A 16,117-nucleotide genomic window follows, 5' to 3' on the forward strand; every position below is an offset into this window, starting at 1 on the left:
TGACTCCTTTACCTATCAGGTCACCGATGCCAAAGGCAACACCACCACCGGCACCATTACTGTGGACATCGTCGATGATGTGCCCACCGCACGCACCGATGTAGCCAGCATCACCGAAGGCAATCTCCTCACCGTCACCGCCGCAGGCGGCGTGTTGCACAACGACACCGCCGGCGCCGATAATTACGCCGCAGGAGGCAGCGTGGTGGGCGTACGCGCTGCGGGCAGCGACACCACCAGCGCCGTCAGCACCGGCGTCAATACCGCCATTAATGGCACTTACGGCACCTTAATCGTACAAGCCAACGGCTCTTACACCTATCAAGCCAACCCCAATACCGATGGCCAAAGCGATGTCTTTGTCTACACCATTAAAGATGGCGATGGCGATCTGTCCACCACCACCTTGACCATCAACCTCACCGACAGCGGGCTTAGCGCCCCTGCCGATAACGACGTGCTCGTGGAAGAGCGGGCCTTAGATCCCGCACAAGACGGAGCCGACTTAGCCGCAGGCACCGTCACCGGAAGCTTGCCCAACAGTACCGCTGAAACCGATGCCAGCAACCAACTCAATGCCACCGGCAGTACCGGTCCTTATACCTACAGCTTGGTCGGTGCCGCCAACGGAACCTACGGGGTGATCCAAATTAATGCCGACGGCACCTATACCTACACCCTCACCAAGGCGTACACGACCGCCCCTGACGCCAATAACGGCGCCAACACCGAAGACAACCGTGACTCCTTTACCTATCAGGTCACCGATGCCAAAGGCAACACCACCACCGGCACCATTACTGTGGACATCGTCGATGATGTGCCTGTTGTCTCTAATATTACCCGCTCAAGCCAAGCTACTGAAGGGAGCATAGATACGAACTTAATGCTGATTCTTGATACTTCAGGGAGTATGTCTGGCGAAAGGATGGAAGCTTTAAAAAATTCTACTCTTGAATTACTTGAGCAGCATGAAGCTCTTGGGGATGTCAAAGTGCGTATTGTTACCTTTGATTCAACAGCTACCGCTATAGGTTCAGGTTGGATGACTGTAGATGAGGCGAAAACTGAAATCCTTAATCTTACTGCAGGAGGCAATACAAATTACGATGCTGCACTGCTTACGGCCAGGACAGCCTTTAATAGTGGCACAGTGGGTGCTGCTGATGGTCGGATCGCTGATGCACAAAATAAGTCTTATTTTATCTCTGATGGTGATCCAACTGTAAGTCAAGATTGGCCAGATATTGCAGGTACATCGAATCAGGTTGGAATCCAACCCAGTGAACAAACAGCATGGCAGAACTTTTTAAAAGATACCAATGGTGCAGCTACAGGGGGTGAGCAAATAACATCTTATGCGTTGGGTATTGGTACAGGCGTTGAACTGGAGAATCTTGAACCCATTGCGTATGATGGAGTCACAAGTACAACAATTGAGCCCCAACTGATAGAAGATGTGAGTCAATTCTCTGATGCACTGGTTTTGACCATGACTTCTGCACCAGTCACAGGAAATTTAATTACCGATCCTAATCCTGATGGAAGTTTTGGTGCTGATGGCGGCCACATCCAATTCATCACAGTCAATGGAATGACTTATACATATAACACTAATACAAACACAATAGTAACAAGTGGATCAGCAACTGTAGGCACAAACACACACAGCTTTGATGCAACAACGCACCAGCTCACTGTCGCTATAGAAAACAGCAATGGAGAAAAAATTACCGTCGACATGGATGATGGAGCTTATACTTTTAACCCTCCACAAAATCTCACTAGCCCAATTAATCGACCTATTGGTTTTAGCGTAATCGATAATGATGGTGATACTGCTAGTGCTACAATTTCATTCAATATTGATCTGCCAGGCCGAAGCCCTATTTTAATAGTTCGTGATGATCTGGTTTTGACGAATCAAGCAGCCGCTTCAGATGTCATTAATATTCCTACTTGGGCTTTATTAGAAAATGACAGTGGCGGTATTGGAGTCTCTTCTATCACCGCTGTAAGCAACACGTCACCCTCTAATGAAGGAACTGTCTCTCTTGTAGGAGGTACTACCTCTGCTGTAGCGTTTACCGAAGAAGGTTCTTCTGCTCAAGATGGAACTTACAATGGGTCTACTGCCAATCCTTTTGGGTATACAAATACTACAGGTCTTAATTCGGACACAGCCCATGTTGATCTCAATCGTGCTCAAGCAAATCAAAACGACCTAGATGGCACATTTAGAAATGAAATTCTTTTGGGCAGGGATGGAAGTGCTGACAGAATATATGGAGATACAGGAGATGACATTTTAATTGGTCTTGGAGGAAACGATGAGCTGAGGGGAGAAGAAGGCGATGATATTTTAGCAGGTGGAGCAGGAAATGATACTCTAATAGGTGGTAGTGGTAACGATACAGCTACCTATATTGATGCTACCGGAGGCGTTACTGTATCCCTAGCAACAACTAATAATCAAATTACCGGCCAGGGAACTGATAAGTTAAGTGGTATAGAAAATCTTACAGGATCTACATTTAGCGATACATTAACCGGAAATAGTTCGGCCAATATAATTCAAGGACTCAGTGGAAATGACAGCATTAATGCAAGTGGTGGCAATGATACTGTTATAGGTGGCCAAGGCGCCGACACACTAACTGGAGGAAGCGGTGCAGATACCTTCGTTTGGAAATATGGAGATGATGCAGGGAATCCTACAGACACGATAACTGACTTCAACCAAAGCCAAGGCGATAAAATTGATTTAAGCAATTTTTTGGAAGGCAATGTAACTCCAGCAAACTTGTCTTCTTACTTAAATGTTAGTCTGATTAATGGTGGAAATGATACACAAATTACAATTGATGCCGATGGTACAGGTCCTAAAACGGCACAACAAACTATTATTTTAACAGGGGTAAATAACCTACAAACAAGCTCCATTATTACTCCGACTTCCGTTGCCGCTCCCATTGTATTTGATTTAAATAATGACGGATTTAACTTTACTGCTCATAGTAATAACTCTGTTTTATTCGATTATAATAATGGATCTTTACAGATGACAGCCTGGGTTAGCGGCTCCGATGCCTTTTTAGCTTACGACGCAAACAATGATCAAATGATCAATGATGGCTCAGAAATTGTATTTTCAGATCCTACGCAAAATGCCTTTACGGATTTGCAGGGATTAAAAATAAATTATGATACTAATTTCGATAATAAATTAGATAGCAACGATGCTGAATTTTCGAAATTTGGATTATGGCAAGACAGCAATCAGAATGGAATTAGCGATCCAGGTGAATTTAAATCACTTTCTGACTATGGAATTACTAGCATTGATTTATCTGGATATGGTGAAGGATTTACTGCAGCAAATGGGGAAGTTCAAGTATATTCATTGGGTTCATTCACTTATCAAGATGGAAGTACAGGTACCTTTGCTGATGTGGGATTAAGCCTTTTTGATACTCCGACTCAAGATACAGCATCCTTAGCAGAACAAAGTGATTTATCAGACCATGAGCATTCATTAGACCCTCATCATGTACCAGAACAAGGTCTTTTAGGAGAGTATACACACTTATTAGAAGACCCTAGTGAAATGATCCAATTAGGCAAACTTTCCGAAATAGCTGGTATGCCTGAACTAAAATTGGGCGGCCATATGATCGAATTAACTATAAGTGAAATTAAACAGCTTTTTGCAGAGGCAATGGAGCAAACAGATACCACCTCAAGCCACAGTAAAAACATCTTAGATTTGGACTTTAAGGCCATTAATGCTTTAACTGAAAATAATGAATTGAATTTACAATTAGCAGAACAGGGCGGTGTGAATGTATTAAAAATTCATGCAGCCTCTTCAGACACTATAAATTTGGAAAATGCAACGGATATTACAAAACATGTTCCTCAGGGCCAAATTGGAGCTGGAGAGCAAGTGTTCCAAATTCACAATTCAGACACATCACAATCAGCCTATGTTCATATTGTTGGCACTCCTCTTGTCCATGTAGAGGCTCCACACACACCTCCACCTGCTGCTCATGAGTGATTTATAGGCTCAATTGAGGCCAAATACAAACCTTGTCCCCAAGAGATAGATAAGGTTTGTAGCGTTTTCCATTGAGCTGAAGACTCAACCTGAGTAGCAATGACTTGGAGATCTAAAGTTTTTGCCATTTCATTAAAGTAATACAAGAAAAACTGTTTGCTTTGGTCCCTGACAATATCATAAATCAAGCTACCATGTAGTTTAATATAAGTAATGGGTAAATCGCTCAAATAATGCATAGAGCTAAAATGCAGGCCAACTTGGTCTATCCCGGAATTAATCTGTAGCTTTTTAATGTGATTAAGAAAATCATTTGTCTCAGAAACATACCGAAATATTAATGACTCATTTAATTCTATGTGGATCAAGCTTCGTAATTTTAAAGGTAAATCCGCCAACTTTTGTAAATAGACCTCTCTATGTTCCCTATTAAGTAGGGTATCTGCAGAAATATTTACGGCAACTTTTTCTTTTTGTCCTAAAGAGCACTTTAAAGTCTCTAGCACAAATAAATCCACTTGATGAGCAATACCTAATTGTTCTGCAATAGGCATAAAGTAACTGGCATGATGTAACTCATTTTGACATTCTGCCATTCGTACATAGATCTCTTGGTGAAAAACAGATTGTCCATTAGTAACGCTCTGCATATATAGCGATAAATTCTTTGCGGAGATTGCTTCAGCTACTCTAGTTTTTTCCATTTGCTGATTAGATGCTACAGAACCAGGGAGGTAATAATCCGTGCCATCAGACTTTTCCTTAGCCTGTTTTAAAGCTTTATCTGCCTCGCTAAGTACTTCACCTGTCTCCTGATACAATTTAAAAGGCGCTGCCCCCATATATATTTTCACATCATCAGAATGCACAACAGAATAAAACTTCTGCTGCAAATCTTTAAAATTTTGATCCAATGTTTCCAGAATGTACTCAGGAAAAATTAGTGCAAATTGACTTCCCCTCATCCTAGCCACATTTAAAGCATGTACCGATTTTCCAAAATGAGTACACAAATGAGCTACTTTCTGAATAATGGAATTTCCTCGTAAATATCCCTCTTTCTGATTCAACTCATCTAAACCTTGAATAGCTATTATCATCACAAAACCCGGAAAAAACTCTTGCTTGTTGTTCAGTAACGCCTTAAGTTGTCGTATAAATAATTTTCTATTAGGCAAACCTGTTAAAGAATCCTGATATGCTTTTTTTTGTAATGTATGAATATGTTCTGATTGCTCTTGAAAGCGTTGCCTGATTCTAAGCACCATCTGATTCATCGCCAAAGTGACCTCTTTGAGCTCTGTTGTTTTAGGTATGTGCTTTTCAATAAGAAATCTTCGCTCTTGTATGGCTATAGCTTGTGCTTTTAAACGATTTAAAGGTCTAAGCAACCAATGGATGAATAAATAAACTAAACATAAAGACAGCAAAGCATAGATGACATAAGATTGGACTAAATCCTTAGCATTATCCCATAAAACCTGGTATAAATAATTTGCGTTACTCACTACCACCACTTCACCTACCTGAGTCCACCCCCTCATTACTAAAGCAGATTTCTCCACATCATGCCATTCCACAAAAGGAATAAACCATTCTGGAACTGTAGGTTTTATCGCTGTAGTACGTGATACAATTGCTTGGCCTTGAACATCTCGGACTTCAATAGAAGAAAAATATCCCCTATCAAAAACAGCTTGTACCATAGCCAGCATCGTTGCTTTATCCTCATCAGCGACTGCATGTGATAAAGATAATCCCAAAGAAGTTGCGGTATTTTGAGCATCACTCTCTAGTTGCTCAATAAAATAACTTCGAGTATTTTGCATGGTGATGAGATAAGTTGCCATAAAAATCAACAGCAATAAGCTTAATACTCCAATCACCATCTTCTTTGTTAGTGTCATAGTCATTTACCTTTTTGCATGTGTTCCAATACTTGACGCCATTTACTTAGGCCTGTAGCATTTCCTATAGGTTTATCCTTCTTACCCGCAGTCTTAGCTAACCACAAACCTTCACCATTAAAGCTATAAATAGGAACTAAATCAGCCCGCTTCGATGCAGGAAGAATATCGCTGACTAAATTATCTAACACTAAGGGATCGGCAATTGGTTGAGGATAATAAGCAAGAACCATATGGGCTTGATTTAACTTTATAGATTTAACGTAGGTAATTCTTAATTGTTTGGTGGGAACCCCTATAGCCAATAATGTAAAATATTTAGCTATAGAAAAATCTTCACAATCGCCTCCCCCATCCAGAACAAACTCATCTGGAGCCTTCCAATAATCCTCTTGCCCCTGGTAATTAGAGTCTGACTGGAATTCGAATTGATTAAAAAAGTCATTTACCCTCTTCAATTGTACTTGTATTGATTTATTTTTTGAATTTTCAATCAAAACTCGCCAACTATGAAATCTTCTCTTTATCGCCCCACTTTGTGCCTGCTCTTGCTTTGCGATTATCTCTATATTTAGTAAAGCAGGAGCACTGTATGACACAGAACAATCTAGTGAAAGAAAAAAACTTGCGTTAATCAATAGGATTGCTATACAGGAATGTAGAAATTTAGCTAAAAAATGCTGTTCTATTATCAACTCCTTTGCAGTGTCACTGTTATTTCATCTGACTGCCCACCATGCGTACAGGTACATTCTTATATTTACTCTTATTTTTATAAGTTATTAGCACACCTTGAACTTTAGCAATCTCTTTCAATCTGGCCATAATATTTCCAGCCTGACTCTTATATTCATAAGGCCCGACTAATACTGCATACAAGTGATCTGTTCTATATACAATATCTGCTTTAAACCCTAAACCACGCAAACGATCAGCTAAATCCTGAGCAAAAGTTTTTCCTTTAAAAACCCCACAAGATATATACCATACTTGCGGCGTTACTTGCTGTGGCGGGGTGGCATTCTTATTAATCACGGCTGGAGTCATCTTGGCTTCAGCAAAAGTAGGTACTGGATGATCCAAACCAATAGGCTTATCTTTCACATCAGGGTAGGGAACTTTATCCATATTACCATTTAATAAAATATGCTCTTGTGCAGAAGTAAATACATCATTATTTTTAACATTAACAGGAAGTTCCATATGTAAATAACGTAATAATTTACCCATACCGTTAATAATACGGTATCGTGCAAATACTTCTTCCATTTTTCCCCTTTCATAAGCAATTTCTGCTTCATACAACTCATTTTGGGAATCCAATAAATCAAGTAAAGTACGTTTATTAAGCTTAAATTGTTCCAAATAAGCGGCGCGAGTTTGTTTCGATGCATCGACATGTTCACGTAAAGGTTTTAAACGAATACTCGCTGAAGTCCAAGCATTCCATGACAATCTCAAAGCCTCTCTTAAATCAATTAACGCTCTATTTTTAATTTCATATGCTTCTTGAACCTGATAGGCTGTTTCACGCACGCGAGCTTTATCTGAACCTCCGCGGAATATATTATAAGATGCACGTACCATAGCTAGTCGATCATCGTTAGGACCTACCAATCCATCCAAGTTACGATTTTGAGAAGCGCTTAATACTAAGTCTACACGAGGATAATATGCTGAGCGAGCTACGCTATATTGAGCCTTAGCCTCTTTAACATCGGCATAAGAAGATTTAACTGTGGGATGAGACTCTAAGCCTATTTCAATGGATTTTTCAAGGCTGGCTGGGAAATCGTGTCGTGTAGGTACTTTAGGATAATGTAAATTATGTGGCCATTTGCCCACCACCTTTGCATAATTAATTTGAGCTTCGCGCAAATTTGCTTGTGCACTGATAAGGTTTGATTCTGCCAATGCCATCCGTCCATTAGCTTGAAAAATTTCTGCTTCACGTGCAAGCCCAGCTTTAGTGCGATCCTGGATCATAGAAAAAATAGGTTTGTGCGCATTTAGATTCTGCACCGAAATCTGATAGAGTTTTTCATGCATTAAAACAGTTAAATAACGGTTTACTACATCCAAGGCCATATCTTCAGCAACACCTTGCGTTTTCCATTTTTGTGCTTGTGTTAAATAGACATTACGCTTGTATTCATTGACAATAGCACCACCAGCAAAAAGATTTTGCTTTAATTCAACCGAAGATTCACGTCTATTTAGAGTATTGGAAGGAACATCATCAATAGCCGAAGTGGTGGGGTTGATACTTTGCTCCCTACCTGCACCACCCGCTAAGTCAATAGTCGGATAAAAACTACCACGAGCTTTAGCTATTCCCTGTTGAGCAGTTAAGGATCTCGCAGTGTTCAATAGTACATCTGGATGAGAAAGTAAAGCTTGCTGCACTGCTTCATTCAATGTGTCCGCCATTAATGAGGCGGAAACTAAAACAGATGCTGCAACCAATATCCTTTTCATAGTACTCCTATCTTCTTAAATATCAATTTAATTCTTCTTCATCAAAAGATTCTATACAAATTCTACAACTAAGCTATACTGAAAAAAAGAATAAAAAACTATTAAAAAAAATGACCACATACCGAAAGCAATCCTGGTCTAATATAGACCTTTATACGGAGATACAAAAGGATTCTTTGCTCTCCTGTTTGGTATTATTAACACGCTACTATCAAAAACCTTACTCACCTCAATCCCTAATCGCTCGGCTTCCTTTACACAATAACCAATTGTCTTTAGAGCTATTTGCACGAGCTGCCAGTAGGGCATCTCTTGAGGCAGAAATAGTTGGTATCGAGCTGGAGCAAATTAAAGATGATTCATTACCTGTCATTTTATTAACTAAGACTCAAACAGCATTTTTACTCATTTTAGATGAAAAAAATCAAAGAAAAATCATTAATCCTCTCGCACCTGATAAGGATACATCATTCAGCGAGATAAAAACAGTCTATAGTGGGCAAGCAATTTATGTAAAACCAGAGTACAAGCATACAACCCGTGCGAAGGAATCAATTGCGCAAAAACCTAAAAATAATTGGTTTTGGGATGTTACTTTAAAATCTTGGCATATCTATTCAGAAGTATTGATTGCCGCCTTATTGATTAATTTATTTGCGCTTGCTTTACCATTATTTACAATGAATGTTTATGACCGTGTTGTCCCCAATCAAGCAATTGTCACGATGTGGGTTTTGGTGAGCGGCATCATTTGCATTTTCTTATTTGACTTACTTTTAAAAAGCTTAAGAGCTCACTTTATAGATATTGCGTGTAAGCATACTGACACTGAATTATCCGCTAATATTTTTGAGAAGATTTTAGGTATTAATATGTTAAGCAGACCTAAATCAGTAGGCGCTTTTTCCAATACAGTACAGTCATTTGAGTTATTTCGTGACTTTATTACCTCAAGCACATTAACCTTGTTTGTTGATCTGCCCTTTGTTTGTATCTTCATCTTTGTAATCTATTTAATCGGCGGCAGTCTCTTTTGGATCCCCTTATTGGTCATACCCTTTATAGCTATTATTGGTTTTGTTTTGCAGGCTCCACTGATTAAATATACACGAGAGTCCTATCAACTTGCTGCGGAAAAACAAGCTATATTATTCGACTCACTCTCCAATATCGAAACCGTTAAAACAGTAAGTGCGGAATCTGCACTACAATCTCGTTGGGAGCGTATTATCCAATTATCTTCAAACATAAACATGAAATTGCGTTCCCTCTCCAACCTCAGTATGAATTTAACTTTGTTTATTCAACAAGCAGCAAGCATTGCCGTAGTCGTTGCTGGAGTTTATATGATTTCTGAAGGCGAACTAACCGTAGGAGGTTTAATTGCCTGTACCATACTTGCGGGACGTGCTCTGGCACCTATGTCGCAAATAGCGTCTCTATTTACCCGATATCATCAATCGGTTAATGCGCTTCGTTCACTCAATCAAGTAATGTGCTTATCCACAGATGTTGATGAAGAGACCCATTATTTACATCGTCCTTCTATAAAAGGTACTATTGAATTTCAACATGTAGGTTTCTACTATCAGGATGAAAAATTAACTATTCTCAAGGATCTTAACTTTAAAATTAATGCAGGAGAAAAGGTAGCCATTATTGGAAGAGTAGGCTCAGGAAAATCTACTTTAGCTCGACTAATGATGCAACTTTATACACCTACTGAAGGTTCAATTCTTATCGATGGTACTGAATATCGGCAAATTAATCCTGATGAATTACGCCAAAATATAGGATACTTACCCCAAGATATCACTCTATTTTATGGGAGTGTACGTGAAAATATTACCATTGGAGCACCTTTTGTTCAGGATGAAGCTTTGATTAAAGCTTGCGATGTAGCGGGGGTAGGTTCATTTACCAATAATCATCCTCAAGGACTGGATAGACAGGTCGGAGAAAGAGGTAGTGAGTTATCTGGGGGACAACGTCAAGCAGTAGGCATTGCTCGTAGCTTATTACGCGATCCGAATATTCTTATTCTAGATGAACCCACTTCGGCCATGGATACCAATAGTGAGCGCGCTTTTAAGCATCGGTTATCTCAATTTTTAACAGAAAATCATACACTCATTTTAATCACTCACAAAATCTCTATGTTAGACTTAATCGATCGAATCATTATCCTTGATGAAGGAAGGGTAATCGCTGATGGACAAAGAGATACGATTCTTACTGCGCTAAAAACAGGCATGACCATTGATAGGCAACCAGCATGACAGATAAAAAGCAATCACATTTAACGGCTCATTTAATTCTTATTGTTTCAGTCTTGTTTCTTGTTTTCATCTTAATTTGGGCGAATTTTGCAATTTTAGATGAGGTCACTGTAGGAGAGGGGAAAGTGATACCTTCTAGCCAAATACAAATCGTTCAAAATTTAGAAGGAGGCATTGTTGAGAAAATTTTTGTTCATGAAGGAGAGACTGTAAACAAAAATCAAATTCTTATGAAAATTAACGACATACGATTTACCTCTTCTTATAACACTTCCTTAAAAAAAATTAGTGCTCTGCAACTTGAAATTGCACGTATTATGGCACAAATAAATAATCAACCCTTTGTAGAACCCAAAGATTTAAAAATAGATGATCTCACCTATACGTCTCAAAAAGCTTTATATGATTCAAAATCCGAAGAGCTTAAACAATTAAATTCACAATTAGAGGTAGCAGAGCATGAGCTTTCACTCACTAAACCTTTAGTAGCAAAAGGAGCAGCCTCCAAAGTAGAAGTATTACAACTGGAACGTTCTATCAATGAGATTAGAGGTAAAATATCCAATTTCAAGTCTACTTTGCTTGAACGTTTAAATACCGCAAAAAGCGAATTAGCAGCCCTCTTAGCTGCTGATGATGCTGACAAAGACCGAGTAACTCGTACCACTGTACGCTCACCGGTTAAAGGTATTGTAAAAAAAATCAAAATAAACACCATAGGCGGTGTGATACAACCAGGGGTAGATATTCTAGAAATAGTGCCATTAGAAGATACTTTATTGATTGAAGCTAAAATTAAACCTAAGGATATTGGCTTTATCCATCCTGGCCAAAATGCAACAGTAAAAATAACCGCCTATGATTATTCCATTTATGGGGGTCTACCAGGAAAAGTAGAACAAATCAGCGCAGACTCCATTGTTGATGAAAAAAACAATAAAGAAGAAAGCTATTACTTAATTCGAGTTCGCACAACTAAAAATTATTTAGGCTCAAAAGAAAAACCACTCTATATAATCCCGGGCATGATGGCCACAGTTGATATATTAACTGGAAAAAAAACCGTAATGGAGTATTTGCTTAAGCCCATTCTTAAAGCAAAACATACGGGTTTGCGCGAACGCTAAAATCTAGGATAAAAGAAGGTCACGTCCTATAAATTTTTGTTGAAAATTTATAGGACGTGACCTTTTACAAATATAGATTATTATGCTATCAGAGTTAATACCAATATAAATATTATAGTTGTAGGCAACTTTGTTCTTGAGACTCACAAATGTTTTGAAGCTTATTCAAAACTGCTTTTATCGCCTTATTTGAATCATTTTCTTAGTCTTTTGATTGCGAATTATAGGGTATAATGACGTTTTAAATAATTTTGAATTGCTTCTGAGGCAATTACATAAGAACGAATAGGAGTGTCCAGCGGCGTTTGTTGAATAGCTTGCAAAAAAGCATACAATGACATGTCAATAACGCGACATTTGTCGTGCTGACGCTGAATGATAAACTGCTCTATTGCTTGTAAATCATCAATGCCTTTTTGATAAATTTGTTGGCGCTCGTGTCGAGCAATGCCTTGAAAATAACCTTGTTTTCGCAGTTGAAAGCGGATGATAGATAATAATACCTTCCCCATCCCTTTGGGGAAAAAAGGTTTAAAAGCATTTTCAATCCATACCTTGTTTTCGGGGTCAATCCAACGAGAGTACAATATGATGAAGTAAAGATGCTCTTCAATTAGCCGTCTGATCGGTAAATCATCGATGTGATCTTCAATGTCCACTTTATATTTTTGTCTGCAGTGCTCAATAATAAATTCTGAATCAGCCACCAATAAGCCATTATCATCAATTACAGGAAATTTACCCTTAGGCCCCTTACGTGGATTAGAAACTTGAATCACTTCAAAAGGTAACTTTGCCCATGTTAAGAAATAAAATATCTTGCTGCAAAATGGAGACAAGCTGGGCATATCCCAAATACCAGGATACTGATATAGTTTAATCATAATGATGTTTCCGCATAAGTTTGACCAAAAATCTGGGGCTTAATAAACGCCATGGTCCTATTTTTTGATGTAAAACCTGAATAAGAATTTTTCCAACAACAGGATCAATCGTTGCTTGCCTCAATAATTTTTGCAAAAACCATTGAAAAGTAGTGTCCTTGTCACCGTACCTATCTTGATGAGAAGACATTAGCCAAGGCAGCCAATTACACTGATGAAGTTGTTTTTGACAAAGCCAATTTCTTCGCTCATGCTGTCTTAGTACCTGTATTTGATTCAGTATAACGGTTAAACCTTGCCCATACACTGGATTTTGATAACAAATACTATCACCCATTGCAAACAAGTTTTGGGGCCACTTCCGGCGTTCGATGATTAATCGTTTATTATTCAAATTAGCATAAGGAGTCCAATCTTTAAGCGTACAATGAATAGAACCCAATTGGTATTTTTCAAAGAGACTGATTACTGTTAATTGTTTCTGTGCCTCTGTTTTAATGGTTCCGGTGGTATCAATTAAGGTTAAAATCATTTCCTGTCCTTCAATGGGAGACAATACAAAACCTATTGGTTGCTTTTTAGGACATGCTTGAAGATAAACTTGTTGTGCACTTAAATGAGTTTGCCAAGCATTTTGCTGCAATCGAGTAGAAAAATATCGATATTGATTTTTGACTTCTAAAGATTTGAGTCGCAATTGCTTTTGCAAATCGGAAGACCTACCGCGTGCATCAATAACATTCCCCTCAATCGATATATACTTGTCATCTTTAAAGTACAATCGCTTTATTGTTCCATCAATTATCTGCCAATCGTCCACTGTAGCAGTTAAGGTTCTTATATTCTTAAACTGCTGACACTCAGACCATAAAACCTGATTGAACCACTGACGACTAAATAGGTATGTTTTTACACCACAATCATTTGGCATCAGCAAACCTTGAGGAGTTTTCCACCAAGTCTCCTTACCCCAATCAACCCTCGGTAGCGGCTCGACTGTTAGCTGTCGCCAAACTTTTGGTAATAAAGAAGCCAGTAACTGTTGTCCTTCCGCTAGTAATACATGTAAATGACGACTTTGAGGTGTTCCTTGACTCACACCCTTTTGATCGGGCCAATATCGATCGATGAGTAAAATATCTTCGTAATGCTCGGCTAAAGCCAATGCTGATAATAACCCACTAGCGCCGGCACCAATAATAGTACATGATGAATTCATATTACGCCCAGCATATCTTCATGCAAAATTTGCAACTGCTGTAGTCCTTTCACATAGTGTTCTGTAGAGAATGTTTTTAATGACTTATCATGTATTTTTTGATACAGTTCCGCTCGTTCCTGCTTTAAAAATTTAATAATATCGTCTTCACTTCCATTATTTCCATGGAGTACCCTCAATAGAATTTCATTACTGACACACCCTTCTTCTATTTCTCTATCTACAGTGGTTAGGGTATTACAAATATGTCCACAACGTTGCGCGCTATAAAATACTTCACGCACAGCTGCCATTTCATGCCATTCAATATGATTACTGCAGGCTAAATCCATCATTCCCGCAATAACAATGCCCATGTTATGAGGAGCATGCCATAGATACTCTCGTTTACAAATCAATAAAGGTTCACTATTAAGAAAGGTGCTAAAATGCATATTAAGAAAGTATTGTTGCATGTCAAATTCTATCAGAGGAATGAGCCTTGGTTGAAGTGTCATTTGAGCTATAGAGTGTTGAATCCATTCATATAATTGACAGGATAATTTCAGTGCTTGTTGCTGTTTGGAAGATAAAGGGGACACTTGATGTCTGTCCTGAGTGGCTGCAATAAATCCTTTTACCCAGGACATACTCCTAAATTCTGGGTTATCAGTGAAATCATCGGTTAAAGTGATCAGCGCACCTATCATCCATTTGGTCAGTTGACATCGTTCATAAAAGGAAGCATTAACACAAGATAAGGTTGTTTTAGCGTAGCCCAAAGGTAAAAACTGAGTAAATAAACGCTCATCTCTGCCCATATTCAGTTTTAAATAGTCACATAGCCACTGATTTAGCGAGGCTCGCAATTTAACCATATTTGACTCCTTGGATGAAGCGTAATCTCTGTATTCATCATTGGTTTGATAATGTTCGGGCTAGTTATTCGAAAGCGTTGACAGATTAAGGATAAGGTCAACATACTTTCAGTCATAGCCAAATGATGTCCCGTACAAATTCGTTTTCCCAACCCAAACGGCATAAATGCTTTATTAGCAAATGGTGAACTGTTTAAGTGGCGCGTCGCATCAAATGACCTAGGTTCAGACCAGTAATGCTTATGCCTATGAATACCATGAACATTAACGACTATTAAATCATTACGCTTGAAAATTAAGTTATCCTGATTGATATTTATTGTGGGCTGACGAACCAACATGTATGCTGGCGGATACATACGAAGTGTTTCACAATAAAGCGCATGCGTCCAAGACCATTGCCTCATTAATTGCACTGACAATTTCCCAGTGTAAGTCCCTTCCTCCTGTATCGCGTTTTGCAATGCTGGTTCTTGAGCCAAATAATACAAAGCAGTGGTAATAGAACTAGATGTCGTTTCAAAACCCGCAAACAAAAAGGTACTTAAGTGATCGACACATTCTTTGATCGGCCAATGCTGTTGTAGCCGATGCAATGGTGAGTTAGCACGAACACTTGATGTGTGTAACAGATGATTTAATTTCGTCCTCAACTCGTAAGCTTTCTTATTAATTGTTCGATGGGATTGTACCGGCAACAACAAAGGCCATCGAAATAATTGCCGCATGCGATTACCGCAAAGTTTGTTTAATACCAACATATCGTTAATAATTGTTGTTACATCGGGGCTACCCTCAATACCCAAAATTCCCAATATGTTGTTCATGGTGATTTTCATGATTAGAGGATAGATATCGATCAGTCCTTTATTCAATTGCTGCAAAACGTTTTCTATATTATCCCTGATCAAGGGTAAAAAATCGTTCAGTCCTTGAATAGAGAACTGTGCTTTAATCGAAGGGATTCTAAGTTGCCAGCTGTTATTATCCAGCTGCACTAGTCCTTGTTGACCCGTAATAGGATAAAGCTGTTTAAAAACAAGTGGAGATTTGGCAAAACTGCTATTTTTAACTAAAGCATCTGCCAACTCAGGCTGACGAATTATCCATAAACGCTGATTAAGAAACTTAAAACTTGCTATATCACCATGACAATAAGCAACTTGATTCATAAAACGAACAGGTGCTTTGTGGAAATAAAAAATCGCTTTTAATGGTAACCATCTTGGTTTAAATGAACCTTCTCTAAACATACTAAATCTCAATCCATTTTATGTTTTTATCTAGAACTCGATCCCTTTCGTTT

At 38.8% G+C, this 16,117-nt stretch carries 10 protein-coding genes; 3 read left to right on the forward strand and 7 right to left on the reverse strand.

Features of this window, described 5'->3' with window-relative positions; translation table 11 throughout:
* The first annotated feature begins 55 nt into the window (after nucleotides 1-55).
* Nucleotides 56-4,060, forward strand: a complete 4,005-nt coding sequence (locus Lgra_RS02560; RefSeq protein ID WP_420795195.1) for a beta strand repeat-containing protein — start codon at nucleotides 56-58, stop codon at nucleotides 4,058-4,060.
* Here the strand turns inward: Lgra_RS02560 and Lgra_RS02565 are convergent.
* The 3 genes from Lgra_RS02565 to Lgra_RS02575 form a co-directional block, all read right to left on the reverse strand.
* Nucleotides 4,051-5,967 (reverse strand): bifunctional diguanylate cyclase/phosphodiesterase, encoded by a 1,917-nt coding sequence (locus tag Lgra_RS02565; RefSeq protein WP_058497722.1) that lies wholly within the window; start codon nucleotides 5,965-5,967, stop codon nucleotides 4,051-4,053. The two genes, Lgra_RS02560 and Lgra_RS02565, sit on opposite strands and share 10 nt — an antisense overlap.
* A gap of 2 nt (nucleotides 5,968-5,969) precedes the next feature.
* Nucleotides 5,970-6,566 carry a transglutaminase-like cysteine peptidase gene (locus Lgra_RS02570; protein ID WP_058497932.1) on the reverse strand — a complete coding sequence of 199 codons (597 nt, stop codon included), beginning with the start codon at nucleotides 6,564-6,566 and terminating at the stop codon, nucleotides 5,970-5,972.
* Between the two features lie 115 nt (nucleotides 6,567-6,681).
* The gene (locus tag Lgra_RS02575; protein WP_058497723.1) at nucleotides 6,682-8,445 is read right to left on the reverse strand and encodes a TolC family outer membrane protein; all 1,764 of its coding nucleotides are present in this window, start codon (nucleotides 8,443-8,445) and stop codon (nucleotides 6,682-6,684) included.
* Nucleotides 8,446-8,555: 110 nt separating this feature from the next.
* Here Lgra_RS02575 and Lgra_RS02580 point away from each other — a divergent pair, with 110 nt between their 5' ends.
* Nucleotides 8,556-10,724 carry a type I secretion system permease/ATPase gene (locus Lgra_RS02580; protein WP_058497724.1) on the forward strand — a complete coding sequence of 723 codons (2,169 nt, stop codon included), beginning with the start codon at nucleotides 8,556-8,558 and terminating at the stop codon, nucleotides 10,722-10,724.
* The gene (locus Lgra_RS02585; RefSeq protein WP_058497725.1) at nucleotides 10,721-11,851 is read left to right on the forward strand and encodes an HlyD family type I secretion periplasmic adaptor subunit; all 1,131 of its coding nucleotides are present in this window, start codon (nucleotides 10,721-10,723) and stop codon (nucleotides 11,849-11,851) included. The genes Lgra_RS02580 and Lgra_RS02585 overlap by 4 nt, the downstream gene beginning before the upstream one ends.
* Before the next feature lie 221 nt (nucleotides 11,852-12,072).
* Here Lgra_RS02585 and Lgra_RS02590 read toward each other — a convergent pair whose 3' ends face one another.
* From Lgra_RS02590 to Lgra_RS02605, 4 genes are read right to left on the reverse strand one after another with little or no spacing between them, the layout of a single operon-like run.
* Nucleotides 12,073-12,735, reverse strand: a complete 663-nt coding sequence (locus Lgra_RS02590; protein WP_058497726.1) for a Tom37 metaxin N-terminal-like domain-containing protein — start codon at nucleotides 12,733-12,735, stop codon at nucleotides 12,073-12,075.
* The gene (locus Lgra_RS02595) at nucleotides 12,728-13,954 is read right to left on the reverse strand and encodes an FAD-dependent monooxygenase family protein (RefSeq protein WP_058497727.1); all 1,227 of its coding nucleotides are present in this window, start codon (nucleotides 13,952-13,954) and stop codon (nucleotides 12,728-12,730) included. The genes Lgra_RS02590 and Lgra_RS02595 overlap by 8 nt, the downstream gene beginning before the upstream one ends.
* Nucleotides 13,951-14,811, reverse strand: a complete 861-nt coding sequence (locus Lgra_RS02600; protein WP_058497728.1) for a hypothetical protein — start codon at nucleotides 14,809-14,811, stop codon at nucleotides 13,951-13,953. The genes Lgra_RS02595 and Lgra_RS02600 overlap by 4 nt, the downstream gene beginning before the upstream one ends.
* Nucleotides 14,787-16,064 carry a cytochrome P450 gene (locus Lgra_RS02605; protein WP_058497729.1) on the reverse strand — a complete coding sequence of 426 codons (1,278 nt, stop codon included), beginning with the start codon at nucleotides 16,062-16,064 and terminating at the stop codon, nucleotides 14,787-14,789. The genes Lgra_RS02600 and Lgra_RS02605 overlap by 25 nt, the downstream gene beginning before the upstream one ends.
* Nucleotides 16,065-16,117 lie beyond the last annotated feature (53 nt).

The sequence above is a fragment of the Legionella gratiana genome (genome assembly GCF_001467695.1).
Classification (GTDB): Bacteria; Pseudomonadota; Gammaproteobacteria; order Legionellales; family Legionellaceae; genus Legionella; species Legionella gratiana.

What these genes read in the sequence shown, in the direction of transcription:
- Lgra_RS02565 (WP_058497722.1), bottom strand. Translation starts at nt 5,967, where the DNA reads ATGACACTAACAAAGAAGATGGTGATTGGAGTATTAAGCTTATTGCTG.
- Lgra_RS02575 (WP_058497723.1), bottom strand. Translation starts at nt 8,445, where the DNA reads ATGAAAAGGATATTGGTTGCAGCATCTGTTTTAGTTTCCGCCTCATTA.
- Lgra_RS02580 (WP_058497724.1), top strand. Translation starts at nt 8,556, where the DNA reads ATGACCACATACCGAAAGCAATCCTGGTCTAATATAGACCTTTATACG.
- Lgra_RS02585 (WP_058497725.1), top strand. Translation starts at nt 10,721, where the DNA reads ATGACAGATAAAAAGCAATCACATTTAACGGCTCATTTAATTCTTATT.
- Lgra_RS02590 (WP_058497726.1), bottom strand. Translation starts at nt 12,735, where the DNA reads ATGATTAAACTATATCAGTATCCTGGTATTTGGGATATGCCCAGCTTG.
- Lgra_RS02595 (WP_058497727.1), bottom strand. Translation starts at nt 13,954, where the DNA reads ATGAATTCATCATGTACTATTATTGGTGCCGGCGCTAGTGGGTTATTA.
- Lgra_RS02600 (WP_058497728.1), bottom strand. Translation starts at nt 14,811, where the DNA reads ATGGTTAAATTGCGAGCCTCGCTAAATCAGTGGCTATGTGACTATTTA.
- Lgra_RS02605 (WP_058497729.1), bottom strand. Translation starts at nt 16,064, where the DNA reads ATGTTTAGAGAAGGTTCATTTAAACCAAGATGGTTACCATTAAAAGCG.